The 22,688-nt window shown below is 68.2% G+C and carries 28 protein-coding genes; 24 read left to right on the top strand and 4 right to left on the bottom strand.

The genetic code is table 11. The annotated features are described in order from the left end of the window. Positions 1-57 precede the first annotated feature (57 nt). The gene (locus tag ACFQUV_RS09105; RefSeq protein ID WP_129610041.1) at positions 58-375 is read right to left on the bottom strand and encodes a hypothetical protein; all 318 of its coding nucleotides are present in this window, start codon (positions 373-375) and stop codon (positions 58-60) included. Positions 376-425: 50 nt separating this feature from the next. Here ACFQUV_RS09105 and ACFQUV_RS09100 point away from each other — a divergent pair, with 50 nt between their 5' ends. Beyond that, positions 426-665 carry a ribbon-helix-helix protein, CopG family gene (locus tag ACFQUV_RS09100; RefSeq protein WP_371851724.1) on the top strand — a complete coding sequence of 80 codons (240 nt, stop codon included), beginning with the start codon at positions 426-428 and terminating at the stop codon, positions 663-665. A 5-nt stretch (positions 666-670) separates the two neighbouring features. On the opposite strand, the gene ACFQUV_RS09095 is transcribed toward ACFQUV_RS09100, so the two are convergent. Further along, entirely contained in the window at positions 671-1,258 is a 588-nt protein-coding gene (locus ACFQUV_RS09095; RefSeq protein WP_129610045.1) for a hypothetical protein, read from the bottom strand. Between the two features lie 174 nt (positions 1,259-1,432). On the opposite strand from ACFQUV_RS09095, the gene ACFQUV_RS09090 reads away from it, so the two are divergent. The 17 genes from ACFQUV_RS09090 to ACFQUV_RS09010 all read left to right on the top strand — a co-directional run bounded on the left by ACFQUV_RS09090 (position 1,433) and on the right by ACFQUV_RS09010 (position 15,533). Then, complete coding sequence (locus tag ACFQUV_RS09090) at positions 1,433-1,675, top strand: hypothetical protein (protein WP_129610047.1); 243 nt, start codon at positions 1,433-1,435, stop codon at positions 1,673-1,675. A gap of 134 nt (positions 1,676-1,809) precedes the next feature. After that, positions 1,810-2,688, top strand: coding sequence for a site-specific integrase (locus ACFQUV_RS09085; RefSeq protein ID WP_129610049.1), 879 nt, complete (start codon positions 1,810-1,812; stop codon positions 2,686-2,688). A gap of 13 nt (positions 2,689-2,701) precedes the next feature. Further along, on the top strand, positions 2,702-2,878 hold the full coding sequence (locus tag ACFQUV_RS09080) for a hypothetical protein (protein ID WP_165364032.1): 177 nt from the start codon (positions 2,702-2,704) through the stop codon (positions 2,876-2,878). Continuing rightward, entirely contained in the window at positions 2,875-3,051 is a 177-nt protein-coding gene (locus ACFQUV_RS09075; RefSeq protein WP_165364034.1) for a hypothetical protein, read from the top strand. The genes ACFQUV_RS09080 and ACFQUV_RS09075 overlap by 4 nt, the downstream gene beginning before the upstream one ends. Beyond that, complete coding sequence (locus ACFQUV_RS09070) at positions 3,048-3,383, top strand: Gp49 family protein (RefSeq protein ID WP_129610053.1); 336 nt, start codon at positions 3,048-3,050, stop codon at positions 3,381-3,383. The genes ACFQUV_RS09075 and ACFQUV_RS09070 overlap by 4 nt, the downstream gene beginning before the upstream one ends. Beyond that, the gene (locus ACFQUV_RS09065; protein WP_207211526.1) at positions 3,367-3,864 is read left to right on the top strand and encodes a terminase small subunit protein; all 498 of its coding nucleotides are present in this window, start codon (positions 3,367-3,369) and stop codon (positions 3,862-3,864) included. Before ACFQUV_RS09070 ends, ACFQUV_RS09065 begins: the two co-directional genes overlap by 17 nt. Then, positions 3,806-6,133 carry a phage terminase large subunit gene (gene terL, locus ACFQUV_RS09060; protein ID WP_129610055.1) on the top strand — a complete coding sequence of 776 codons (2,328 nt, stop codon included), beginning with the start codon at positions 3,806-3,808 and terminating at the stop codon, positions 6,131-6,133. The genes ACFQUV_RS09065 and terL overlap by 59 nt, the downstream gene beginning before the upstream one ends. Beyond that, on the top strand, positions 6,133-8,109 hold the full coding sequence (locus ACFQUV_RS09055) for a hypothetical protein (protein WP_129610057.1): 1,977 nt from the start codon (positions 6,133-6,135) through the stop codon (positions 8,107-8,109). Before terL ends, ACFQUV_RS09055 begins: the two co-directional genes overlap by 1 nt. 119 nt (positions 8,110-8,228) lie before the next feature. Continuing rightward, on the top strand, positions 8,229-9,083 hold the full coding sequence (locus ACFQUV_RS09050; protein WP_129610059.1) for a hypothetical protein: 855 nt from the start codon (positions 8,229-8,231) through the stop codon (positions 9,081-9,083). A 40-nt stretch (positions 9,084-9,123) separates the two neighbouring features. Next, complete coding sequence (locus ACFQUV_RS09045) at positions 9,124-10,278, top strand: DUF4043 family protein (RefSeq protein WP_129610060.1); 1,155 nt, start codon at positions 9,124-9,126, stop codon at positions 10,276-10,278. Positions 10,279-10,335: 57 nt separating this feature from the next. Next, complete coding sequence (locus ACFQUV_RS09040) at positions 10,336-10,674, top strand: hypothetical protein (protein ID WP_129610062.1); 339 nt, start codon at positions 10,336-10,338, stop codon at positions 10,672-10,674. After that, complete coding sequence (locus tag ACFQUV_RS09035) at positions 10,671-11,036, top strand: hypothetical protein (RefSeq protein ID WP_129610064.1); 366 nt, start codon at positions 10,671-10,673, stop codon at positions 11,034-11,036. Before ACFQUV_RS09040 ends, ACFQUV_RS09035 begins: the two co-directional genes overlap by 4 nt. 9 nt (positions 11,037-11,045) lie before the next feature. After that, the gene (locus ACFQUV_RS09030) at positions 11,046-12,125 is read left to right on the top strand and encodes an LPD23 domain-containing protein (protein WP_129610066.1); all 1,080 of its coding nucleotides are present in this window, start codon (positions 11,046-11,048) and stop codon (positions 12,123-12,125) included. Between the two features lies 1 nt (position 12,126). Continuing rightward, a complete protein-coding gene (locus ACFQUV_RS09025) occupies positions 12,127-13,536 on the top strand; it encodes a hypothetical protein (protein ID WP_129610068.1) in 1,410 nt (469 codons plus the stop codon). 1 nt (position 13,537) lies between these two features. Further along, on the top strand, positions 13,538-13,741 hold the full coding sequence (locus tag ACFQUV_RS09020) for a hypothetical protein (protein WP_129610070.1): 204 nt from the start codon (positions 13,538-13,540) through the stop codon (positions 13,739-13,741). Between the two features lies 1 nt (position 13,742). Then, positions 13,743-14,396: a hypothetical protein gene (locus ACFQUV_RS09015; protein WP_129610072.1), complete on the top strand. Its 654-nt coding sequence runs from the start codon at positions 13,743-13,745 to the stop codon at positions 14,394-14,396. A gap of 3 nt (positions 14,397-14,399) precedes the next feature. After that, positions 14,400-15,533, top strand: coding sequence for a hypothetical protein (locus ACFQUV_RS09010; protein ID WP_129610074.1), 1,134 nt, complete (start codon positions 14,400-14,402; stop codon positions 15,531-15,533). Positions 15,534-15,646: 113 nt separating this feature from the next. On the opposite strand, the gene ACFQUV_RS09005 is transcribed toward ACFQUV_RS09010, so the two are convergent. Continuing rightward, a complete protein-coding gene (locus tag ACFQUV_RS09005) occupies positions 15,647-15,874 on the bottom strand; it encodes a hypothetical protein (protein WP_129610075.1) in 228 nt (75 codons plus the stop codon). A 154-nt stretch (positions 15,875-16,028) separates the two neighbouring features. Between ACFQUV_RS09005 and ACFQUV_RS09000 the strand changes: the two genes are divergently transcribed. Beyond that, a complete protein-coding gene (locus tag ACFQUV_RS09000; protein WP_129610077.1) occupies positions 16,029-17,912 on the top strand; it encodes a hypothetical protein in 1,884 nt (627 codons plus the stop codon). Here ACFQUV_RS09000 and ACFQUV_RS08995 read toward each other — a convergent pair. After that, positions 17,909-18,169: a hypothetical protein gene (locus ACFQUV_RS08995; RefSeq protein WP_129610079.1), complete on the bottom strand. Its 261-nt coding sequence runs from the start codon at positions 18,167-18,169 to the stop codon at positions 17,909-17,911. The genes ACFQUV_RS09000 and ACFQUV_RS08995 overlap by 4 nt on opposite strands. Before the next feature lie 87 nt (positions 18,170-18,256). Between ACFQUV_RS08995 and ACFQUV_RS08990 the strand changes: the two genes are divergently transcribed. From ACFQUV_RS08990 to ACFQUV_RS08970, 5 genes are read left to right on the top strand one after another with little or no spacing between them, the layout of a single operon-like run. Beyond that, positions 18,257-19,309 carry a hypothetical protein gene (locus ACFQUV_RS08990; protein ID WP_129610081.1) on the top strand — a complete coding sequence of 351 codons (1,053 nt, stop codon included), beginning with the start codon at positions 18,257-18,259 and terminating at the stop codon, positions 19,307-19,309. Between the two features lie 9 nt (positions 19,310-19,318). Continuing rightward, complete coding sequence (locus ACFQUV_RS08985) at positions 19,319-19,666, top strand: hypothetical protein (RefSeq protein WP_129610083.1); 348 nt, start codon at positions 19,319-19,321, stop codon at positions 19,664-19,666. Next, entirely contained in the window at positions 19,663-20,202 is a 540-nt protein-coding gene (locus ACFQUV_RS08980) for a hypothetical protein (protein WP_129610085.1), read from the top strand. Before ACFQUV_RS08985 ends, ACFQUV_RS08980 begins: the two co-directional genes overlap by 4 nt. A 2-nt stretch (positions 20,203-20,204) precedes the next feature. Further along, on the top strand, positions 20,205-22,292 hold the full coding sequence (locus ACFQUV_RS08975; RefSeq protein WP_207211527.1) for a hypothetical protein: 2,088 nt from the start codon (positions 20,205-20,207) through the stop codon (positions 22,290-22,292). After that, entirely contained in the window at positions 22,289-22,474 is a 186-nt protein-coding gene (locus tag ACFQUV_RS08970; protein ID WP_129610087.1) for a hypothetical protein, read from the top strand. The genes ACFQUV_RS08975 and ACFQUV_RS08970 overlap by 4 nt, the downstream gene beginning before the upstream one ends. The last annotated feature ends 214 nt before the right edge of the window (positions 22,475-22,688 follow it).

Below are 22,688 nucleotides of genomic sequence, written 5' to 3'. Positions count from 1 at the left end.
TGATTTGCAGGGCACCCGGGGCGTGACAGCGCCCCGGGTGCCTACCTACGGTGATGATTAGGTAGACCACGCTTTGAGCGTGGCGCGCGCGTGCGCGATAACCACGCTCAAGTGGTCCGCCGCCGGCAACCGAGCGAGTTCGTCGCGCATCGCTGCCGCCTGAGCTTGCCCTTGGTTGGATGCAGGGTGCTTGATGGCCTTGATGGCACGCTCGGTGTTCGCCCGCTTCGCGTCGCGGGCGATCGCGGCCCCGAGGCGAAGGCGCTCGTCACGGATCACTCGCCGGCCGTCTGTCGGGTTGGCGCCGTCGGTCTCGTACGCGAGCAGGTCATTCAAGAGCTGCTTGGTGACGCTCCGGTTCGGGTGGTTGGCCATTTCCGTTCCTCCGCCCCTGATGTCCCCGAGGCGCGGGCTTGATCTCGTTGATGAATTTGAGTATACAGATATTCGTGACCCAGTCAATAGCGGTATACCAAAAAAAACGAGGGCGAGGCAGACCCGCGACGGGACGCGACCCGCTGCTGTCTGCGCGCGTGCCTGATGCGGTGAGGGAGCGGGTCGACCGATATGCCGCCGAGCGCGGAATCACGCGATCGGAGGCCGTTCGCGAGCTGCTGGAAACGGCCCTTGATCTGCGGCCGAGCGGTGCAATGCTCGCGCGCTGACCGGCTCAGCGGCCCGCCGGCCCACGTGCCGCGAAGTGCTCGGCGGTCTCCTCCAGGAGCATTCGGAAGTGGGCCGACGCTTGCCGCGTCGCGCGGTCGCCAGCGCGTCCGCGGGCCGCCGCGATTGCCGCGAAGCTCGTCCGATCGCCGATCACGGACCGCAGCATCCTGGCGCCAACGACGCCGACGGCGTGCTCAACCCGCCGCATCAGCGCCTGCACCCGCCGGGCGTCCTGAACCGCGTAGCCGATGGCCAGCTCATGGCGCTCGGCCATGTCGACGCGGCCACCGTCGTTCCAGCTCGACGAGCTGCCGAGCCGGGCGGTGCGCTCGAACGCCTCTTGGAGCATGCGGCCGACCTGATAGGCCGCCTCGCTGATGCGGCCGTGGCTGCGCTCGTCCTCCAGGATGTCGGTCCTGGTGTTTACCGTGGCGAGCAGACGCGCGCCGGGCTCCATCGGGTCCGGGACGGCGACGACCGCGGTGCGGATGGTGGCGCCTGCCGGAGGCCGAGCGAGGCCCTGGGCGGGGGCGCGGACCGATCGGCGATCGGCGTAGCGGCCGGTCTGGCGGGCGGGACGGATCGGGGGCATGAGCGGGGGGTCACTCCGTGGGAACCCATGCGTGGGCGATGTTTGGATGGTGCGTCAATGCGGTGATCTACTTAGGTTACAGACTTGACCGGACCGGCGAAACCTGCAAAATGACCATCGTCGAATTCATACGCGCCGCGATCATCCGCCGGCGCGTTTTTTGTGCCCGGCGCCATGGCTGACCTGTCCCGCCTCTACGATCTCGCGCGGCAGGTCCGCCGGCTCGACCCGCCGGACCGCAGTCGGCCGCATCGGTTCGCCGAGGACAAATCCGAGTTGGCGGCCGAGCTGCGGGCGATCGCCCGCGCGGCCGGCGCCAGGCCGGCGCTCCCTGTCGGTGGCCAGCCAACCGTCATCCGGGTACGCGGGCGGTCCGTGCTGGTGCAGCGCCGGCGGCCCGGGTTCGGGCTCGGATAGCCTCCGATAATCACGCTTGCGGAGGCCTCCGAGATCTCGGGCATAGACGCGCGCAAGATCGGCAATCGGATCTCGCGCGGTTGGGATGCAGAGAGAGCCTTGTCGACGCCATAGCGTCCGCGAAAAGCTACGCGATGGCCGAGAAATCGGCCGCGACCCGGCGGGCCTACGCGAGCGACTGGGATCACTTCCGGGCGTGGTGCTCCTCCCACGCCGTCGCGCCGCTGCCCGCCGCGGTCGAGACCGTCGCGGCCTATCTCGCCTCTCTGGCCGATGCCAGGTTGAAGGCGAGCACCATCATGCGGCGGACCGCCGCGATCGCATACGCGCATCGGCTGGCCGGGTCGCCCCCTCCGACCGCCGCCGAGCCGACCAAGGCGGTGCTGAGAGGCATCCGGCGGCGGGTCGGCGTCGCTGTCGAGCAAAAGGCTCCGGCGACGGCGCGCGCCATCACCGCGATGCTCAAGGGCATCCCGGACACCATGCAAGGGCGGCGCGACCGCGCGCTGCTGTTGATCGGCTTCGCGGCGGCGCTCCGCCGCTCGGAGCTCGTCGCTCTCACGGCCTCCGACCTGGAGCGGACCCCGGATGGCATCATCGTCCACATCCGGAGGTCCAAGACCGACCAGGAGGGCGAGGGTCACCAAGTCGCAGTGCCGCTCGGCGGAAAGCTCCGGCCGGTCCAAGCTCTCGACGCCTGGCTGTCGGCCGCGGCGATCACCGAAGGCCCGGTGTTCCGCGCGGTCAACCGCGGCGGCCGGGTCGCCGCCGGCCGGCTGTCCGAGCACGCAGTCGCCGAGATCGTGAAGCGCCGCGCGGCCGCGGCTGGGCTCAATCCAGCGCTGTTCAGCGGCCACAGCTTGCGCGCAGGCTTCGTCACTTCGGCCCTGGAGGCAGGTGCCGACCTGCTCAAGGTGATGGACGTGACGCGCCATCGAGAGGTGCGCACGCTGAAAGCCTATGACCGACGCGCCAAGGCATTCCGGGACCACGCCGGCCGGAAGTTTCTATGAGAGGTGCATGCGCATGGGCGATGTGATCACGTTCCCGGACGGCCGCATGAGACTGCCCGACGAGGGCTCGTCGGAGGCGGCTCGGCTGGACCAGGTTGCCGCCATCGTGCGCGCCGAGACGGGCTGCACTGCCGAGCGCGCCGACTTCGTCGCGGCGCGGTTGATGCGGGTGATCGAGACGCAGCCGTGAAGCGTCACCCGAGCGGGCGACCGATCCGGCCCCGTCGCGTCGTCGGCCTGCCGATCACCCGCGAGCCGCACGACGAGCCGTTGACCCCGGGACTCCGCCGCGCCAACCTGCCCGACCGCATCGGTTTCCATGTCGGGCCCCTCCCCGACCGCCAGAACGAGGACGACGAATGAGAGACGAGCATGCCATCGAGTCCGAGATCCGCGCCGCCGGCAGGACCGCGCCGCGCGTGACGCCCGAGCACGTCGACGCGCAGATCGTCGGTGAGACCTACCACGTCTTCCCGGGCACCACCCTGACCGTGTGCGCGCTCACGCTGCGCAATGGTTTCCAGGTCGTCGGGCACGCGGCGTGTGCCTCGCCCGAGAACTTCGACGAGGCCATCGGACGCAAGGTCGCCCGCGACAACGCCCGCGCCCAAATCTGGGCGCTGGAGGGCTACCAGCTCCGCAGCTTCCTGATGCACGCCGACCGTGCGCGTGGGCGCAATGGGCCGACCGTCTGAATTCACGGCCGAGATCGCCGAGGCGATCTGTGAGCGCCTGTCCGACGGCCAGAGCCTCCGGGTGATCTGCGCGGCGAGCGACATGCCGGCCGCTTCGACCGTCTTCCGCTGGCTGCAACAGCACAGCGACTTCCGCGAGCAGTACGCGCGTGCGCGCGAAGCGCAGGCCGACCACATGGCCGAGGAGATCCTCGCCATCGCCGATACGCCGCAGGAAGGCGAGCGGCGTGAAGAGAGCAAGGACGGCGTCAAGATCGTCCGCGATGACATGCTCGGACACCGGCGCCTCCAGGTCGACGCGCGCAAGTGGCTGATGGCCCGCATAGCGCCGAAGAAGTACGGCGACAAGCTGGTCCACGAAGGCGGCGACAGCCCGATCGGACACGAGCACCGGCACAAGTTCGACCTGTCGAAGTGGACCGATGAAGAACTCGAGGAAGCCGAACGGCTCGCCGCCAAAGCCGCAGCTCCCTCCGCCTGACCTGATCCTCGCCGAGCGGCGGCGGCGAGCCAAGACGAGCTTCGCAGCATGGTGCCGGCTGCACGGCTGCGAGCCGGCGGCCCATCATCGGCTGTTGATCCAGCGGCTCGAAGCGGTCGAGCGTGGCGAGATCACCCGGCTCATGGTGTTCATGCCGCCGGGCAGCGCCAAGAGCACCTATGCGTCGGTGCTGTTCCCACCCTGGTACATGGGGCGACGGCCCGGAAAGAACGTCATCACGGCGAGCTACGCGCAGCGCCTGTCCCGGCGGTTCGGCAAGCGCTGCCGCAACGTCGTCGGTAGCGAGCACTACGCCGCCGTGTTCGGCAGCGGCCTCGCCGACGATGCCAAGGCGGCCGAGGAATGGGAAACCGCCGAGGGCGGCGAGTTCACGGCAACGTCGGTCGACGGATCGGTGACCGGCCGGCGCGGCGACCTGATCGAGGTCGATGACCCGGTGAAGGGCCGCAAGGATGCCGACAGCCTCACGGTGCGCGACACGGCATGGGAGTGGTGGCGATCCGACCTACGGACCCGCCTCAAGCCGGGCGGCGCGATCGTCCTCATCATGTGCATGACCGGCGATACGCCCGTCCTGATGGCTGATGGGTCTGAGCGCGATCTTCGTCACATTCGTCCCGGGGATGCTGTCGCCACCTATCGAGATGGCTCGCTTTCGTCGGCCACGGTGCTGAATTGGACCAGAAATGGTCTTGATCAAATCTATGAAATTAAGACGATATCTGGTATATCCGTCAAAGCAAATGCGAGACACCCGTTTCTCGTTTGCGTAGGCGGAGAGTTGAAGTGGATCAGGACGAAAGACTTACTCCCGGGCCACGAAATCGTCCGGGTCAATGGGGCAAGTGGAAAGGTAAGTTATGCGCCGCCGATGGGTGCGAAAAGCCCGCTTCGGTCCGCGGATATTGCACCTCTCACTACAATAAAAAGCGGTGGGCAGACGGCGTTCGGCCGCCTTCTTGCAACAGCGAAGCAAGGCGCGCTGCGCGCATTAAGCACCGCTACAAAATATCTGCAGAGGAGTACGATCGTCTTTTTGCAGAGCAGGGCGGTAAGTGCGCTGTTTGCGGGAATCCGCCTGGAAGCAATGTTCGCGCCCATTGGGGTGGTAAGCTGTGTGTCGACCACTGCCACGAAAGCGGAAAAATCAGAGGTTTACTCTGTAACGACTGCAACCTTGTCGTCGGATACGCAAAAAACGCAGAAACCGCACTGTCTGCGGCGCGCTACATCAGACTTCACTCTGGATGCCGTTCTCAAGATTGAGCCGGCTGGCGTTGAAGAGGTTTTCGACGTGCAGATTGATGGCACGGAGAACTTCATCGCGAATGGGCTGGTGAGCCACAATACGCGCTGGCACGAAGACGACCCGGCCGGGCGCATCCTGCCGGACGGCTACGACGGCGAGTCCGGGTGGATCAAGGCGCGCGACGGCGAGCTCTGGTACGTGCTCTCGATCCGCGCCGAGGCCGAGGCTGGCGATCCGCTCGGCCGCGCGCCCGGCGAGATGCTGTGGCCCGAGTGGTTCACGCCCGGCCTCCTGGCTCAGGAGAAGATCACGCAGGGCGCGCGCAACTGGAACGCGCTCTATCAGCAACGCCCGGCGCCCGAGGAGGGTGATTATTTCCGGGCCGAGTGGCTGCGCCCCTACACCGCCGTTCCCGCGCTCGATACGCTGCGGGTCTACGGCGCTTCCGACTATGCCGTGACCGCGGACGGCGGCGACTACACCGTGCACCTCGTGGTCGGGGTCGACCCCGAGGGCCGCATGTATCTGCTCGACCTGTGGCGCCGTCAGGCCGCCTCGGACGAGTGGGTCGAAGCGTTCTGCGACCTGGTGCTGAGGTGGAAGCCGATCGAGTGGGCCGAAGAGACCGGGCAAATCCGCTCCGGCGTCGGCCCGTTCCTCGATCGCCGTCAGGGCGAGCGCCGGGCCTTCGTGGCGCGCCGGCAATTCCCGACCCGCGGCGACAAGGCGATCCGAGCCCAGGCGATCCGCGGGCGCATGGCCCTGTCCGGCCTCTACGTGCCCGTCAACGAGCCGTGGTGGCCCGGCCTGCGGGCCGAGCTGCTCGGCTTCCCGGCTGGCCGGCATGACGACCAGGTCGACGCGCTCGGGCTCGTTGGTCAACTCCTCGACACCATCATGCATGGCCGGGCGCCCGACCCCGCGGCGCCGGCTGGAAACCGCTCGGGCTACGCCGCGCGCGAGCGCGACAGCGCCGACAACGACTGGATCACGAGCTGATGGCCGACACCGGTTACGCACCAGGCGGGTCCGGCGTGGCGTCCGTGCCCGCCGGCGGCGCGGACCACGGCGGGCTCTCGCTCGGCGAGCTGAAGCGCCGCTATCTCGACTATCTCTCGTCGAAGCGCGACGAGATCGCCGAGCAGAAGGAGGCACGCCGCTACTACCACGGAGCGCATTGGACACCGGCCCAACTCAAGACGCTGAAGAAGCGCAATCAGCCGGCGATGACGTTCAACGAGATCGGCCGCAAGATAGATGGCGTAGTCGGCCTGATCGAGCGGCTCCGGCAGGACCCACGGGCCTATCCGCGCACCCCGCAGCACGAGCAGGGCGCCGAGCTGGCGACCGCCGTGCTGCGTTACGTTCTTGATCAGCAGGATTGGAAGGCGAAGAGCCCGGAGACGGCGCGGGACGGAGCGATCGACGGGATCGGCGGTGTCGAGCTGGGCCTGACCGGCGGCGACACCGGCGGCCCGGACGACCTCGACATTGAGATCGACGTGGTCGAGCCCGACACGTTCTTCTACGACCCACAGTCGATCCGCGCCGACTTTTCGGACGCTCGCTTCCTCGGCGTATCGAAGTGGGTCGACATCGAGGCAGCCATTGAGCTGGTCCCGGCCAAGCGCGAGGAGATCGAGGCGTCGATCGAGACATCGACCGAACTCAGCACCGACAGCGACCGCGAGGCGCGGTGGTTCGCCAGCGATGGTGCCCGCAAGCGCGTGCGACTCGTCGACCACTGGTACATGCGCGGCGGACAGTGGTGGTTCGCGCTCCACACCGGGTCGACCGTTCTGATGGAGGGGCGGAGCTATCTCGTCGACGAGAAGGGCCGGACGTTCTGCCGTTACATCATGTTCAGCGCGAACACCGACCACGACGGTGACCGCTACGGATTTGTGCGGAACATGCGGTCTGCCCAAGATGGCATCAACGCGAAACAGTCGAAGCTCCAGCACATCTTGGCGTCGCGCCGGCTGATCCTGCGGACCGGCGCCGTCGGCAGCATCGAGAAGACGCGCGCCGAGATGGCGCGGCCAGACGGTGTGATCGAGCTGCCGCCGAAGAACGCGCCGATCGGCGACGATATCAAGATCGACGACCAGTCCTTCGACTTCATGGGCTGGTCGAAGCTGCTCGAGCTGAACCAGGCCAGCATCCAGAACTTCGGGCCGAACCCGGCGCTGATCGGCGGCGGGTTGGAGAACTCGTCCGGCCGCGCCATCGCGTTGCTGCAACAGGCCGGCATTGCCGAGCTGGGGCCCTACATCCTCGCCTATCGCGGGTGGAAGATGCGCGTCTACCGCGCGGTGTGGAACATGATCCGTCAGTACTGGACGGCCGAGCGCTGGGTGCGCGTCACCGACGACGACGGCCTCGCACAGTTCGCCCAGATCAATGGCATGGACGTCGATCCCCAGACCGGCATGCCGACCCTGGTCAACGCGATTGGGTCGCTCGACGTCGACATCATCATCGACGAGGGGCCGGACAGCGTCAACATGATGGCCGACAGCTACGACACGCTGACCGCACTCGCCGCGAAGGGTGCGAACGTGCCGCCGCGCGTGCTCCTGGAGCTGGCACCGCTGGCGTCCAGCGTGAAAAAGAAGGTCACCGACCTGCTTGACCAGGCATCCCAGCAGCCGCCGCCTGAGGTCGCGGCCAGGCAGGCCGAGATGCAGCTGAAGCAGCAGGACGCACAGGCGTCGATACAGATCGAGGCGCAGAAGGCGGCGCAGTCCGCGCAGCTCCGGCGTGACGAGCTGGCCGCGAGCATCGCCATGAAGCGCGAGCGGATGCAAGCCGACCTCGTGCTCGAACGCGAGCGCGCCGCGGCTCAGATCATGCTCGAACGCGAGAAGCAGATGATGCAATCCGAGCTTGCCGCGCAGAAGGTGGCGGCCGGCATCGAGATCGAGCGCGAGCGCGCCGGACGCAAGGCCGCGGTTCCGGACGCCACGACCTGACCCTATCGTCTCCCGCACGACACGCGGGGAGCCCCGGGCGGCTCAGACAGCCCGATCCGCACCGCCCGGCGTGACAGGGCGCCATCGTGATCAGCGACGACACAGCGACAGGAACGGTCATGGACACCGATCAGGAGATCTTCGACGCCGCATTGCAGGCCGATCCGGCCCCCGTCACCGACGTGACGGACCAGGGCCACGGTCAGCCGCAGGCCCCGGACCAGCCCGAGCCCGGACTGACGCGCGACGAGCGCGGCAGGTTCGCCGGGAAGGCAGAGCCCGCGCCGGAGCCGTCCGCACCCGAACCGCAGCCGCGAGACCAGGACCACCGCGTTCCGCTCCGCGAGCTGCTCGACGAGCGCGAGCGCCGACAGACCCTCGCGGCGGAGATCGCCGAGGAGCGCCGTCAGCGCGAGACCCTGCAACGGCAGATCGCCGAGATGCAGCGGGCGAGCCAGCCGAGGCCGCATACGCCGGATATCTTTGAAGACCCGCATGGCTTCATCGGGCAGGTCGAACAGCGTTTCGAGGAGCGGCTGCGCGCCCAGGAGGCGAACTTCTCGCTCCGCCTGGCGCACCGGCAGTACGGGGAGGAGTTCGAGGCTGCTTATGAGTCGCTGATCAAGGCCGGCCATGCCGGCGACCGCATCGCGGTGCAGCGCGTCATGGCGGCGGCAGACCCCGGCGAGGCCGTCGTGAAGTGGCACCGCGAGCGCCAGATGGTCGAGAAGACCGGCGGCGATCTCGATGGTTACCTGAAGAAGCGAGAAGAAGAGCTTCTGTCCGATCCCGAGTTCCTGAAGCGCGTCGGCGAGAAGCTGCGCGCCCAACAGGCGTCCACCCCCGGGCGCCCTGCCCCCGTCGTCAACCTGCCCCCGTCGCTCAGCCGCACCCCGTCCGCCGCGCCCGCGGCTTCCGACGGCGGTGACGACATGAGCGACGCGGGACTGTTCCGTCACGCCGTCCGCCGCTAGACCTGCGGGCCGGCCTCATCCGTTACGAGGACCATAGACCATGGCCGTCACCTCCCCCGACAGCAACAACAAGCTGGTGAAGTACACCCAGCAGATCAATCGCGAGTATGTCCGCCAGAACAGGTTCAGCCCCTACATGGGCACGGCCCTGACCTCGATCATCCGCCTCCGCAACGAGTTGAAGGCCGGCGGCGAGCAAATGAACATCCCGCTCGTGACCAGGCTGAAGGGCACCGCCATCGGTACCGGCACGCTGGCCGGCAATGAAGAGGCGATCGACAACTACGGCATGCGGGCCTGGATCGACTGGGCCCGCAACGCGGTGCTGACCAACAAGGCGAACCAGCAGAAGGACTCGGCCGATGTATTCGGCGAGGCCAAGGACCTGCTCTCCGACTGGGGCCTCGAGTTGCAGCGCGACGAGATCATCAAGGCGCTGATGGCGCTGCCGTCCGAGGCCGCTCCGGCGAGCCTCGGTTCGACGAACGGCCAGCGGGTCAACGGAATCCTCTACGAGGCGGCGACCGCCGGCCAGCGCAACACCTGGAACGCGGACAATGCAGACCGGGTGCTCTACGGCAAGCTGGTGTCGAACTACAATGCCACCCACGCCACGGCGCTGGCCAACGTCGACGGCGTCGACGACAAGTTCAGCCGCACCGTGCTCCGCCTCGCGAAGCGCCGCGCCCTGCTCGCCGACCCGAAGATCCAGCCGTTCCGTGTGAACGACGGCAAGGGTCGCGAGTACTTCGTGTGCTTCGCCGGCTCGAATGCCTTCCGCGACATCAAGGCCGACCTGGAGACCATCAACAAGGATGCGCGGCCGCGCGACGCGGAGGGCATGGAGGACAACCCGATCTTCCAGGACGGCGACCTGATCGACGACGGCGTGATCATCCGCGAGGTGCCGGAGATCAGCACCCACGTCACGAACGTGTGGACCTCTCTCACCACCGCGGGTGCCACCGGGAGTCGCGTCGAACCCGTCTTCCTGTGCGGTCAATCGGCAGTCGCGTTCGCGTGGGGGCAGATGGCGAAGCCGACCTTCCGCAAGGACGACGACTACGGTTTCATCACCGGCACCGGCGTCGAGATGGCATACGGGATCGCCAAGATGTTCAAGAAGAACGCGACCGCGAACCTGAAGCAGTGGGGCGTGTTCACGATCTTCGTGTCCGCTGCGGCCGACGCCTGACGCATAGCCATCGGCGGGAGGGCTTCGGCCCTCCCAACCTGACATCGGAGAAGCCACATGGCGAAGATCACCTGGCTCGGCGAGCCCGACGGCCCGGGCGTGACGGTCTGGAACGGCGTCGAGTTCCCGGCCGGCGTCCCGGTCGAGACGAGCAACCCCTACTTCGCCCGCAAGGCGGCGGGCAATCCGTTCTTCCTGGTCGAGCCGGACGATCCGCACGATCCGCCCTCGGCGGATGGCGAGAAGCTCGCCGCCGTGCATCGCGGTCGCGGGTCCTGGTCGATCATGCGCGGTGCTGTCGAGATCTCCAGCAGCCTGACCAAGGCTGACGCCGAGGCCTTCAACGCCCTCACCGGCGACGAGAAGGAAGCGTTCGTCGGTGGCGGTTCGGCGTGACCACGACCCGCACCCGGCGCGATCTGATCGACCGCGCCCTCTCGGAACTCGGCGTCATCGCCGCCGGGCAGACGCCGAGTGCCGAGGACGTCTCGGCCGTTGACCAGCTCGTCGACGCGGTGTGCGACGAGTTGTCGACGCGCGAGATCGTCTATATCGACGCTCCGGGCGAGCCCGGTCCCGACGGCGGCGAGATCGAGCCCGGCGTCTTCCTGCCGCTCGCCTCGTGGCTCGCCAACGTCGCGGCCCCCGACTTCGGGGCGCAGTACAGCCCCGAAGTCGAAGCCGCATTGGAAACCCGGCTGCGCCGGATCACCGCCACGCGGCCGACCTATCAGCCGATGCAGGCCGAGCACTTCTGAGACAGCCAGATGGCCGACGTCTCCTATGAGCGCCTGGTGCAGATTGCGCAGGCCGCGGCCGGCCGCGACGGCGTCGCCGACAGCCTCGATCCGCCGCCGCGGCGGAGCCTGGCCGAGAAGCTGGCAGAGACCTGGCCGGCGCGTCTCGCGCGCTCGGCCTACGATGCCGTGACTCTGCCGGGCGACGTCTACGCCGGCCGGGTGACGCCGCAGGACCCGCGCTATTACGAGCGCGCCGTTGACTTGGCTGGCACCTTGATGAGCGGCGCCCCGGCCACGGCCGTCCGCGGAGCGGCCGGCGTCTTCGGTGGGCGGCTCGCCCAGACGGCAGATCACGCCGCCCTCGCCCGCGCCGAAGCGATGACGGCAGCCGGCGAGAGCCGCAAGGCAATCTGGCGCGAAACCGGATGGTTCACCGACCCGGCGGACGGGCGGTGGAAGTTCTACATCCCCGACGAGGCGATGACGGTGACGCCGCACGGAGGCATCGTGCATCCAGATGCGGTGGCGGCCTATCCGGCGCTTGGATCGATGCCCACCGAGGTCCGTGTCGGGCCTCTGGAGGGGCGATACTGGCAAGGTGACCCGCCGAAAATCCGGGTGACCGCGCCCGATGTGGACGCGCTGCGGAACGCAGGCGCTCACGAGATCCAGCACGCAATCCAGGACATCGAAGGAACTCTGCCTCGCGGTGGGGCCGGCCCTATCGATGAGGCGCGCCGCGCCATTGATGCCGGCTACCCGGACTGGGGGGCCACACCGAACAAGCTGAGGTACGACGCGGCACGCGAGGCGTATCATCGCCTGCGTCACGAGGTCGAGGCCCGGAACGCTGGCGATTGGGCGCTGATGTCGAGCGCTGAGCGGGCGAAGTCGGCCCCATGGCAAACCGCGGACGTGCCGGTGTCCAAGCAGATCACCGACTATTCTCCGCCGGAGATCGAGCGGGTGATTGCCGATCTCCGCGCAGGCGGAGAGCGCTACCGTCAGGACGGGCCGGGGACGCAAGAGCTGGAAGCTCTGTTGGCGCGCGCCAGCAAGGGATCGGCCATTCCGGAATGGGCGCGTGATTTGGTGCGAGGCAGATAGCATGACCGCCATCCCGTTCCCGCTGTCGACCTCGCCGGGCGCAAATCCGCAGGACTCGGCCGGACGGCTGATCAACACGTTCGCCGAACCGCTGGGCAGGGGCGCGCGATCGGTTGCACGCTGGCGGCGCGCGCCGGGGCTCACGCTGTTCGGCTCCACCGCGCGGACCGGCTGCCGCGGGATGCACGAGATCAACGGCATTCTCTACAGCGCCTGGAACGGCCGGCTGGTGAAGCACACCGCCGCGGGCGGCGCGGCGGCCGACATCGGCGCGCTCAACGGCGCAGCGAGGGTCTTTTTCTTTCGCAACAACAAGACGCCGACGCCAGATCAGTTCGTGGTCGATCCGAACGAGGGAGCGTTCATTTTCACGCCGACGACGGTGTCGGCCTATCCGGACGTCGACCTTCCGGCCGTCAATTCTGGCTGTGCATTCGACGGCTATGGCATCTTCTCGACCGGGGCAGGTCTGATCTACGCGACGGACCTGAACAGCACGGCGGTGAGCGCCCTATCGTTCGCGCGCGCCGAGGCCAATCCGGACGGTCTTCTGCGCGTCATCCCGTGGGGGTCGCGACTGCTCGCGTTCGGTGCGCGAACCATCGAAACGTGGACCAACGCCGGCACGTCGCCTTTCCCGCTCGCCCGCGACGTGGTGATCCCGCGCGGCCTCGCTGGCCGCTACGCGGTGGCCGGCCACGAGGATGGGTTCACTCGGGCGCTCCTGTTCGTCGGTGACGACCTCGCGGTCTACCGGCTCGACGGCTACACACCAGTCAAGGTGAGCCCGCCGGATCTGGATGCGCTGATCGAGGACGTGCCCGACAAGGACACACTGGAGGCGTGCGTCTATGTCGCCGACGGACACGGGTTCTGGCAGATCTCCTCGCCGGCCTGGACGTGGGTATTCAACACCAACTCCGAGACCTGGCACGAGCGACGCAGCCATCTCGGCAGCCGCAGCCGCATCACCACCAGCCACAACGCCTTCGGCCGGTGGCTGGTCGGAGACACGCAGAGCGGCAACATCCTCGCCATCGACCCGGATGTCTGCACCGAGGCGGGCAATCCGTTCCCGATGCTGCTGGAGTCTGGGCCTGTGACCGCGTTTCCGGGCCGGGTCCGGGTCGCGCGCGCCGACTTCGACATGACGACGGGCGTCGGCATCGCGGCGGGGCTCGATCCGATCGAGACCGATCCGACCGTCGAGATCGCGTGGAGCGACGACGGCGGGCTGTCGTGGTCGGCGCCGCTGCGCCGCTCGCTCGGACGTCAGGCGGTCACAGAGCCGGTCACGGTGCGCCGCACCGGCATCACATCCACCAAGGGGCGGCGCTGGCGACTCCAGGTGGCCGACCCGGTTCAGACCGCCCTCTACGGCGGCGACATGGCGGCCGAAGCGAGGCGATGACATGGCGCGCAGACCGATCCCCGATCCCTCCGTCCGGTTTGTGCGGCCGGACGGCACGATTGATCCAGCCTGGTACGAGTATCTGAAGGACCGCGATCGCCTGCTGCTCGGCGACCTCCGCAACGTTGCGGCCGCGGCACCCACCAACGGCCAAGTCCTGATCTGGAACGCCACCACGGGGCTGTGGACGCCCGGGAGCAATTGACATGGGCCTCTTCGACTGGTTCTCCGGCGACGCTCAGAAGGAGGCTGCGCAGGCGCGCATTGCGGGTCTTCAGGCCGGGCAGCGCGAGGCGAATGCCTCGATCGATACCGGGCTCGGCCAGCTCAAGGACTACTACAAGCAGGCCGGCGACTATTTTGCACCGCTCGCCACCGCGGCCGGCGCCCGCACCGGGGCCTATGACGACGCGACGGGCGTGAACGGCGCCGATGGGCTGGCCCGCGCCCGATCCATCTTCACCGCGACGCCCGGCTATCAGGAGGGGCTTGACCTCTCGCTCGACCAGCTCGACCGTCGCGCCGCGGCGCGCGGAATGCTGGGCAGCGGCAACACGGTTGCCGACACGACCAAGCTCGCCACGACCTACGCGAACCAGGCGTATGGCGACTACGTCTCGCGGCTCGCTCCCTTCGTCGGTCAGGACGCGGCCGTCGCCGGCGCGCGCGCCGGCCTGGTCACCAAGGTGGGCGACAAGTCGTACGACGCCGGCGCGCTCAAGGGCGGCATCGGGTTTCAGACGCAGCAGGGGATTGGAAACGCCAACGCCGACGCCGCGATGGCCGATTACAACGCCAGCGGCAACATGTGGAACACGATCCTCGGCGCCGGGAAGATCGCCGCGAGCATCTGGGGCTGATCCATGGTCGACTACAGCGCTCTCTACCGGCTGTCGCAGTACCAGCCGACCTACGACACGCCGAAGGTCGACTTCGCCGGCGCGCTCGGCGACATTGCCGGAACGATCACGCGCAATCGCCAGGACGCGCAGCGGCAGGCCAACACGGACCGCGCCTTCGCCGAGGACACGCGGCGCGACGCTCGGGACTTCGACCAGCGGCGCGCCGACGCCGCCGCGCTCGCGGAGCATCGCCGCCAGTCGCTGGACCTCCAGCGGCAGCAGCTCAACCGTCCGACCGAAGATGTGCGCGAATACGAGTATGTGCGTGGACAAGGGTTCCAGGGAACGTTTGCCGACTGGATGCAGCGCAAGCGCGCCGGCGCCGGGGAGTACGGGCTTCAGCCGGTGTGGGGCCGCGACGAGCAGGGCAACCCGGTGATGATGCAGCCGGGGAAGTCCGGCGAGGCGATCAGGACGAAGCTCCCGGACGGCGTCACGCTGTCGGGCAAGGAGCCGATCCGCATGGATGCCGGCACGCACTTCGTGTTGATGGACCCGCTCACCCGGCAGGTGATCGGGCAGGTCCCGAAGAACATCGAGGGGAAGGAAGCGGCCGAGGAGCGAGGCAAGGCACTGGGCCAAGCGCAAGTCGCGCTGCCCGGCACGATCGCCAAGGCCGAGCAGACGACCGGCCTGATCGACGCCATGATCAATCATCCCGGCCGCACGACGGCGACCGGCGCCAGCCGGTGGGCTGATCCGCGCAACTATATCCCGGGCACGAGCGCGAAGGACTTTGCGGCGCGGGCCGATCAGCTGCAAGGCCGCACCTTCCTGGAGGCATTCGAGAGCCTGAAGGGCGGCGGCGCCATCACCGAGATCGAGGGCAAGAAGGCCGAAGCTGCGATCGCCCGCCTCGATCGATCGCAGAGCGACGGCGAGTACCTTGCGGCCCTGCATGAGCTGCGCGGCATCGTCGCGGCCGGCATGGAGCGGGCGCGAGCGCGCGCCGGCGGCCCGGCCGCGGCGTCACCGGCTACTCCCGCGGCCCCGGGGCGCGCCGCCCCGCCCGCAGAGGGCGCCCTCCTGGCACCCGATGGACGGTGGTACCTCCCCGACCCGAAGCGCCCCGGCAAGTTCCTCCTGGTGCAGTGATGCCGAACCGCCGTGAGCACCAGACCGCGAGCGGATCGAATGCGGCGCTCGGAAAAGTCGAGCTGTTCGGGCCTCGTCGAGAACTGATCGAGGGGCCGATCGTCAACGGGGCGTCACCGCTCGAAATGCATCAGGTGGAGAGATGCGCCGTGAACGATCCCCCTCAGCCGCCCGTCCGGCATCCTCCCGGCGGCTTCATGAAGCCGGGTCGCAACCTGGCTGACGAGCTCCTGTCGCTTCTCCGGCGCCACAGTATCGGCAATGGCGTCGGTCAGGATCGCGACGACCCACCAAAGCTCCTCGACGTTCAATGTCGAGGTGCGAACGTCTTTGTCTTCCATGACGGAAAGCCTGTCGCTGTGGTTGTAGGGTCGCGAGTGTGGCTCATCGACGGTGAAGGATGCGTTTCTGATGGCTGACAACCAAAGGTACCGACTCATCCCCGTCGATCACGACCCCTTCGCCGAGCCGCCGGCTGGTGGCGGGCCGCGGCTGGTGCCGGTCGACCACAACCCGTTCGAGCCGATGCCGCCGGCCGCCGCGCCCACGCCGTCCAAGGGCGTCCTCGGCTACGTCGACGACGCGGTGCGCGCCGTCGCCAACGGCGTGACGTTCGGCTGGGCGGACGAGCTGGCGGCGAAGGCGGACGAGCTGACGGGCCGCGGCGGCTCCTATGACGAGAACCTGAAGCGCGAGAGCGCCCGCACCGCCGCCGTGCCGCCGGCGCTGCGCATCCCCGGCGAAGTCGCGGGCGCCGTCGGTGGCGCCATCGCTGCGGCCCCCGTGCTCGGACCTGTCGCGGCCGCCGCAGGCGTGTCGAGGCTCCCGGCGCTCGCACGTGCGGCAGGCGCCGGCGCAGCCGGAGGCGCCGCATTCGGCGCCGGCGAGGCCGAGCCGGGCCAGCGACTGGAGGGGGGCGGCCAGGGCGCTCTCGTTGGTGGGGTTGTCGGCGCCGCCGCTCCGTCGGTCATTCGTGGCGCCTCGTCACTTGGTGGACGGATGATCGAAGCCGTCTCGCCGCGAGCGAACGTCGCTGCCGATTTGCGCCGCGCCATCACGCGCGACGCGGACACCCCCGAGGCGCTGATCCAACGCGCGGACGACCTGCAAGCGGTTCGGCCCGCCGTCGCCACGCTCGCCGATGCCGGCGGCGAGAACGTACGCGGTATCCTGGAGCGCGTGGCGCAGACGCCCGGTGCCGGCCGCACCACCGTGGTGCCGGCGCTCACCGGCCGTCAGCAGGGACAGGCGGCCCGGATGGCCAATGACCTGCGGACACTCACCGGGGCACACCAGACCGCGCGGCAGGCGATCGACGAGGTGATCGCGAGCCGCAGCGCCGACGCGGCGCCGCTCTACCGGGCCGCCTACGAGGCGGGCGATCGCCCAATCATCACGCCCGGCCTGGAGGCGCTGACCGGATCGCCGGCCGTGACTCGGGCCATGGCGGCCGCGGTGCGCAACGGCCAGGACCGGGCGACAGCCGACGGCATCGGCGCGTTCCGCCCCGGTGTGACCATCACGGACGATGGCCGGGTGCTGTTCAACCGAGGCCCGACCGGCGCCCCGGCCTATCCGAACCTGCAATTGTGGGACTACACCTATCGGGAACTTCGGGATGCCGGCGCCGAGCTGACCCGGCAGGGCCGCGCCAGCCAAGGCGCCGCCCTCACCCAGATCGCCGCGCGGATGCGTGACGAACTCGACCGTGCGGTGCCTGAATTCCAGGCCGCGCGGAACGCTTGGGCCGGCCCGAGCCGGTTTTTGGAAGCGATCGAGGCAGGGCGCGCCATCACCCGCGTGTCGTCCGAGGAGCTGCTGCCGCGGCTCACCTCCATGTCGGCGGCGGAGCGCGACGGCTTCCGGCTCGGTGCCGTGTCGGAGATCGTCCGGCGCATGGGCAGCGACCCGGCGCGGCTCGGCGACATGACGAAGTATCTCCGCTCGCCGGAGATGCGAGCCAAGGTCGCCGCCATCATGCCGACGCCGGAGGCCGCACAGACTTGGGCGCGCCGGCTCGATTTCGAGGTAGACGCATCCGGGCTGACCGGGCGGGCGCTCGGCAACTCCGCCACGGCGCGACGTCTGGCCGAGCGCGCCGATGCCGAGGGCATCGTCGGCGACCTCGTGCTCGATGCCATGACGGGATCGCACGGGGCAAGCATGCTGCGTCGCGTCCTCGCAACAGGGCCACGGTGGCTTCGCGACACGCTGCGGAGCCGAGCGGACGGTCTGCTAGCCGAGATCCTGACAGACCCGGATGCGGCGCAACGGCTGCGACCGATCCTTGATCGAGTTCGGCAGCGGCCGCCCGTCGTGTCGGACCGCGCCGCGTCGGCGGTGGCGGCCGGAGCGAATGCGGTGCTGCTCGGGCGTTAATCGAGGCGGAGACGGCCGCGGTTGACGCGATCCGGGGCAATTCGAGGCAGCCGGGAGTTCGCCTCGTCTTCGCCGTCCAAGCCGAAGTCCGGCCACCAGCCGTAATGCCAGCGGAACGTGCAGTAGAGGAAGAAATAGCCCGCGAGGAAACCGAGGCACACTTGCCAGCCGGCCAGCTTCGCCACCTCCGCGACGATCCACAGTCCTGCGATCACCAGCAGGGTCAGGAACAGCAGGAGCGCGCGGGGCCAAGTCATAGGCCGACCCTACACCGGCCGATGACCGCCGCCAATGAGGCTCTGGCGTCGCCGCCAGGGATACCGCGACAGACAGGACCCCACCATATGCCCCGACTCCTCGCCGCCGCTGCGGCTTTCGCGGCGCTGATCCTTGGCGCCTGGCCGGCGCTCGCCGCCGGCTCCATTCCGCTCTCGCTCTCGGTGCAGGTCGACACCCAGGGGCGGCCGCTCGCCGGGTGCCTGCTCTACACGTACGCCGCCGGCACCACGACGCCGCAGAGCGCATATCAGGACGGCGGGCTGACCATCCCGCACCCCTGGCCCGTGGTGTGTGACGCCGCCGGGCGGCTGCCGCAACTGTTCTTCGCGGACGGTAGCATCAAGGTCCGCCTCACCGATCGCGCCGGCGTGCAGGTGCTCGGCGCAGACGGCGTGCTCGTCATCGGCCCCTCGTCGGGCGGCGGCGGCGGCAGCCCCGTCGACCCGACGACGGTCTTCTCGACCGGCGCGATCCAACACCGCTATGGCACCGGGCCGATCTCGGGCTGGGTGCGGGCCAACGGACGCACGATCGGCTCGGCGACCAGCGGCGCCACCGAGCGCGCGCATGCCGACGCACAGCCGCTGTTCGAGTATCTGTGGAGTGCCGATCCGAGCCTGGCCGTCGCCGGCGGCCGCGGCGCCTCGGCGAACGCGGACTGGCTGGCCGGCAAGACCATCGCGCTCCCCGACGCGCGTGGTCGCGCGCTGGCCGGCCTCGACGACATGGGCTCGACCGCGGCGGGCCGCCTGACGTCGTCGTTCTTCGGCGCCCAGGCGACCGTTCTCGGGGCGGCCGGCGGCACAGAGAGCCGATCGCTCATCGCCGCGAACCTGCCTCCGCATTATCACAACGTGTACCTGTATGACCCCGGGCATGCGCACGGCTATCGCAGGCCCAATGAGGTGGCCAATTTCTTCGGCGTCGGGCCGGGCAGCGCCGGTGTCGCCGGGCTGAACAACTCGACCACAGACACTGCCACCACAGGCGTGAAAATTGCCGACGCGCCTGCTGGCGGAAATGAAGATCGCACAGCGACCACCGGCAGCGCGATGACCGCCTCGCCCTTCGCTGCCGTCGGGCCGCGGCTGTTGACCACGATCTATCTCAAGCTCTGAGGGCGCGGCATGTATCAAGGCAATCTCGGCACGGTCAGCAATCGCGCGGACTGGGCTGACGACGCCGTGCTGGTCGATGACGCCACGGGCGATCCCATCGACCTGACCGGCGCGTCGATCGTGCTCTACGTGACTCGCCAGGATACCCCTGACACCGCGATCATCACCGCATCGACCGCCAACGGCATGATCACGATCACGGGCGCCGGAGCGTTCGGGTGGTCAATCCACGACGAGACGATGGCCCAGCTGTGCGCCGGCACCTACTCGGTGTTCATCCGCGTCGCGCGCGGCGACGCGGTGGATCAGCTCGCGGCCGGTGACCTCTCGGTGATCCATGGGGGGCCTGCGTCATGACGATGCGCCTCAAGCTCGTTCGCCGGCCAGGTCTGCGGATGCGAGTGTTGCCGACGCTGCGCGCCAACGTCTCGGGCGGGAATGGCATCTCCGTTGCGTTCGCGAACGGCGCCTACGCGGTCTCGATCGCCGACGGGTTTTTGCCGCGGTTCGGCGCGCTCGGATCGGAGATCATAGCGGCGGACACGGTCGACGAGGTCGTCGCGATCTTCAAGCTCTACACGCGCCGCGTCCGAGTCTTAACATCCTCTGCTGTTACTATCTCTGCTGACGACGATATCGTGGTGATCAATCGCGGCGCCGGCGGCGATGTATCGGTAGCGCTACCGCCCGTGTCATCCGCGACCGGCCGCGAGAAGATTGTGTACCGCTGGGACGCATACGGCGGGACCGTCTCGTTCAGTCCGCACGGCTCAGAGGCCGTGAACGGCCGCTCCGGCGCATGGAGTTTGCAGTCCCTGGCCGGCCCTGGCGGGGGCGGCGCAATCCACATCATCCCGGTCACGGCCCTGTCGGGCTGGCTGATTAAGAGCTGACAATGTCCTGGCAGGTTCCCGACTATTCGATCCCAATCGGAAAGGGTCCGGGGTGGACCGGCTTCGCGTGGGCCAGTCCAGGCGCCGCCGGCGCGGCGTTTATCTCGAACGGCGCTGCAGCCGCACCGAGCTTCACGTCCACGCCCACGTGGACGGGGTTGCACACGTTCTCTGCTGGGCTGGCGTCGTCGAAAGTGTCTGTCGCACCGCCCGCTGGCACGACGGCACCCGCTTTTGATATGGTTCAATACGCCGCCGGGGTTGGCGCCGGTCCTGGAGCATCGCTTAACAACTTCTTTATTTTGTCTGATTCCGTCGACAACGGCCCCAATTTTGTGAACGGATTTTCGTTCATCCACGGTTGGGGTGGGTCGACGATGAAGGGCGGCCGTCAGGCGTTTGTTGTGGTTGGCTCGCACAACGGCGCCACCAGCCCGTCGTGGCCGGACGCCGACAGATTTTATGTGACGCACCAGCCGATCATGCAGGTGCAGGCCGGAGACGGTGGCGCGCCCGGGGCGCAGAAGGGATATTTTTTCGCGGAAAATCCGTACCTAAAAATCCTATCTGGTGCGACATATTTAGCTGAAGGCTCGATTGCTGAATTCGATACAGACGTCCGCGCTGGTGCGAGTCTGCTGTCGAAATACGGTATCAAGATCGCGCAGGTCGCGACCGATGCGGTTTCCGGCTCGATCGATGATGCGGCATTTGCTTTCGGCAATCAAGGCGGCGCCGTCGGGTGGGATACCACGATCCAGATCGGCGTCTACGGCGGTGCGCCGCCGCTCAAGGTGACAGGCACGGTGCTCAAAGTCCGCGACGCGATGACGATCGCGAACGGCATCGATCTCTCTGCGGCGACAATCACCGCCAATGCGTGGGCATCGCCGGGCGTAGTGATCAACGGTGGCGGCGCCGCCTCGTTTGCCGGGCTCGCGCTCGCAAGTCCACTCGCCGCGATCTACGGCGGCACAGGGCTGTCATCGTACGCGCTCGGTGACCTGCTCTACGCCAGCGCACCGAACACTCTGTCGCGACTCGCCGGAAACGCGAGCGCCGCAAAACAGTACCTGAGCCAGACCGGGACCGGATCGGCGTCCGCGGCTCCTGTGTGGTCGACAATCGCAGGCGCAGATATCACTGGTGCCGGGCTGAGCAAGGTCGACGACACGAATGTCACGCTTACTCTCGGCGGATCGGCGTCAACGGCGCTGTTGCGCGCTGCGTCGTTGACGCTCGGATGGACGGGGCAGCTCGCCGCCAACCGTGGAGGGACGGGCGTCGACAACGGCACCAAGACCATCACTCTTGGCGGCAATCTCACCACCGCTGGCGCACACAATCTGACCTTGACGACGGCCGGCACCACGAATGTGACTCTGCCGGCGAGCGGGACGCTCGCGGCTCTCGGAGGCAGCAACAACTGGACCGGCACCAATGCCTTCTTCCAGGCGAACGGTGCCGGATTACTCGTCTATTCGGGCTCCCCGACGGCCTTTACCTACATGCAGCTCGGTCGGGATGCCGGAGATTACAATATCGGCGTAGCCGGGGCAGCGGGGCAGTTCTTCTCGACGTCGCAGGCCGGCGATGCAGTGCTCCAGGGCATCACAAATTTCTTGATGGGGACGCAGACCGCAGGAAAGCGCGTCCAAATCTTCAGCGATGCCGGAGTGCTGGCCACGACGATCGACGCCAACCAAAACTTGATACAGGTCGGCAGTCTGAAATCGGCTGGCGCGACCGCCGGCATCGGCTACGCCACGGGCGCCGGTGGCACTGTCACCCAAGCCACGTCGAAATCGGCGGCCGTCACGCTCCACAAGGTGTGCGGCGAGATCGTAATGAACGCCGCGGCGCTCGCCGCGAACACCACAGTCGGCTTCACGTTGTTGAACTCGGCCATTGCCGCCGCTGATCTCGTCGCCGTCGCGATCAAATCCGGCGCGACGGCCAATTCCTACACCGTCACCGTGACGGCGGTGGCGGCCGGCTCGTGCCGGATCGAGCTACACAACACCTCTGGCGGCAGCCTCTCCGAGGCCGTCGTCCTGTCCTTCGTGGTTATCAAGGGAGTGACATCGTGACCACCGTGACCGACCCCGCCTTCTTGACGCACGCCGCCGCGGCCATCGCCCAGCAGCGCAACTCGGCGCTCGACGCGCTGGCGGCCGCCGAGGCGCGTCGCACCATCGAGATCGACGAGCTGCGCCGGCAGATCAATGAGCTGCGCAAGCAGACCGACGAGTCGAAGACGCAGACACCCTAGCGCCGCGGCGCGCTTCGCCCATCACGAGCCGCCCTCGCCGGGCGGCTTTTTCATTGGAGCCATCACATGCAAGCCGTCTCCTACCTCCCGTCGATCGTGGACCTGTTCGCGGCGATCGGCGGTTTCGCCACGCTGTACGGCGGCGCGAAGATCGCCCGCACTTTCGTGGCGCGCTGGCGGGCGGCTGCGGCCAGCAAGACGGCCCGCGACGAGC

This window comes from Rhodoplanes sp. P11 (genome assembly GCF_964266735.1).
GTDB classification, from domain to species: domain Bacteria; phylum Pseudomonadota; class Alphaproteobacteria; order Rhizobiales; family Xanthobacteraceae; genus Rhodoplanes; species Rhodoplanes serenus.
Note: the sequence above shows the minus strand (reverse complement) of the source record. Positions and strands in the feature narration are given on the sequence as shown.

Coding starts and splice junctions, on each gene's coding strand:
- ACFQUV_RS09040 (WP_129610062.1), top strand. CDS start 10,336: ATGGCGAAGATCACCTGGCTCGGCGAGCCCGACGGCCCGGGCGTGACG.
- ACFQUV_RS09020 (WP_129610070.1), top strand. CDS start 13,538: ATGGCGCGCAGACCGATCCCCGATCCCTCCGTCCGGTTTGTGCGGCCG.
- ACFQUV_RS09100 (WP_371851724.1), top strand. CDS start 426: ATGAATTTGAGTATACAGATATTCGTGACCCAGTCAATAGCGGTATAC.
- ACFQUV_RS09055 (WP_129610057.1), top strand. CDS start 6,133: ATGGCCGACACCGGTTACGCACCAGGCGGGTCCGGCGTGGCGTCCGTG.
- terL (WP_129610055.1), top strand. CDS start 3,806: ATGAAGAACTCGAGGAAGCCGAACGGCTCGCCGCCAAAGCCGCAGCTC.
- ACFQUV_RS09005 (WP_129610075.1), bottom strand. CDS start 15,874: ATGGAAGACAAAGACGTTCGCACCTCGACATTGAACGTCGAGGAGCTT.
- ACFQUV_RS09030 (WP_129610066.1), top strand. CDS start 11,046: ATGGCCGACGTCTCCTATGAGCGCCTGGTGCAGATTGCGCAGGCCGCG.
- ACFQUV_RS08980 (WP_129610085.1), top strand. CDS start 19,663: ATGACGATGCGCCTCAAGCTCGTTCGCCGGCCAGGTCTGCGGATGCGA.
- ACFQUV_RS09025 (WP_129610068.1), top strand. CDS start 12,127: ATGACCGCCATCCCGTTCCCGCTGTCGACCTCGCCGGGCGCAAATCCG.
- ACFQUV_RS09090 (WP_129610047.1), top strand. CDS start 1,433: ATGGCTGACCTGTCCCGCCTCTACGATCTCGCGCGGCAGGTCCGCCGG.
- ACFQUV_RS08995 (WP_129610079.1), bottom strand. CDS start 18,169: ATGACTTGGCCCCGCGCGCTCCTGCTGTTCCTGACCCTGCTGGTGATC.
- ACFQUV_RS08985 (WP_129610083.1), top strand. CDS start 19,319: ATGTATCAAGGCAATCTCGGCACGGTCAGCAATCGCGCGGACTGGGCT.
- ACFQUV_RS09080 (WP_165364032.1), top strand. CDS start 2,702: ATGGGCGATGTGATCACGTTCCCGGACGGCCGCATGAGACTGCCCGAC.
- ACFQUV_RS09010 (WP_129610074.1), top strand. CDS start 14,400: ATGGTCGACTACAGCGCTCTCTACCGGCTGTCGCAGTACCAGCCGACC.
- ACFQUV_RS08975 (WP_207211527.1), top strand. CDS start 20,205: ATGTCCTGGCAGGTTCCCGACTATTCGATCCCAATCGGAAAGGGTCCG.
- ACFQUV_RS08990 (WP_129610081.1), top strand. CDS start 18,257: ATGCCCCGACTCCTCGCCGCCGCTGCGGCTTTCGCGGCGCTGATCCTT.
- ACFQUV_RS09095 (WP_129610045.1), bottom strand. CDS start 1,258: ATGCCCCCGATCCGTCCCGCCCGCCAGACCGGCCGCTACGCCGATCGC.
- ACFQUV_RS09070 (WP_129610053.1), top strand. CDS start 3,048: ATGAGAGACGAGCATGCCATCGAGTCCGAGATCCGCGCCGCCGGCAGG.
- ACFQUV_RS09045 (WP_129610060.1), top strand. CDS start 9,124: ATGGCCGTCACCTCCCCCGACAGCAACAACAAGCTGGTGAAGTACACC.
- ACFQUV_RS09050 (WP_129610059.1), top strand. CDS start 8,229: ATGGACACCGATCAGGAGATCTTCGACGCCGCATTGCAGGCCGATCCG.
- ACFQUV_RS09065 (WP_207211526.1), top strand. CDS start 3,367: ATGGGCCGACCGTCTGAATTCACGGCCGAGATCGCCGAGGCGATCTGT.
- ACFQUV_RS09105 (WP_129610041.1), bottom strand. CDS start 375: ATGGCCAACCACCCGAACCGGAGCGTCACCAAGCAGCTCTTGAATGAC.
- ACFQUV_RS09085 (WP_129610049.1), top strand. CDS start 1,810: ATGGCCGAGAAATCGGCCGCGACCCGGCGGGCCTACGCGAGCGACTGG.
- ACFQUV_RS09015 (WP_129610072.1), top strand. CDS start 13,743: ATGGGCCTCTTCGACTGGTTCTCCGGCGACGCTCAGAAGGAGGCTGCG.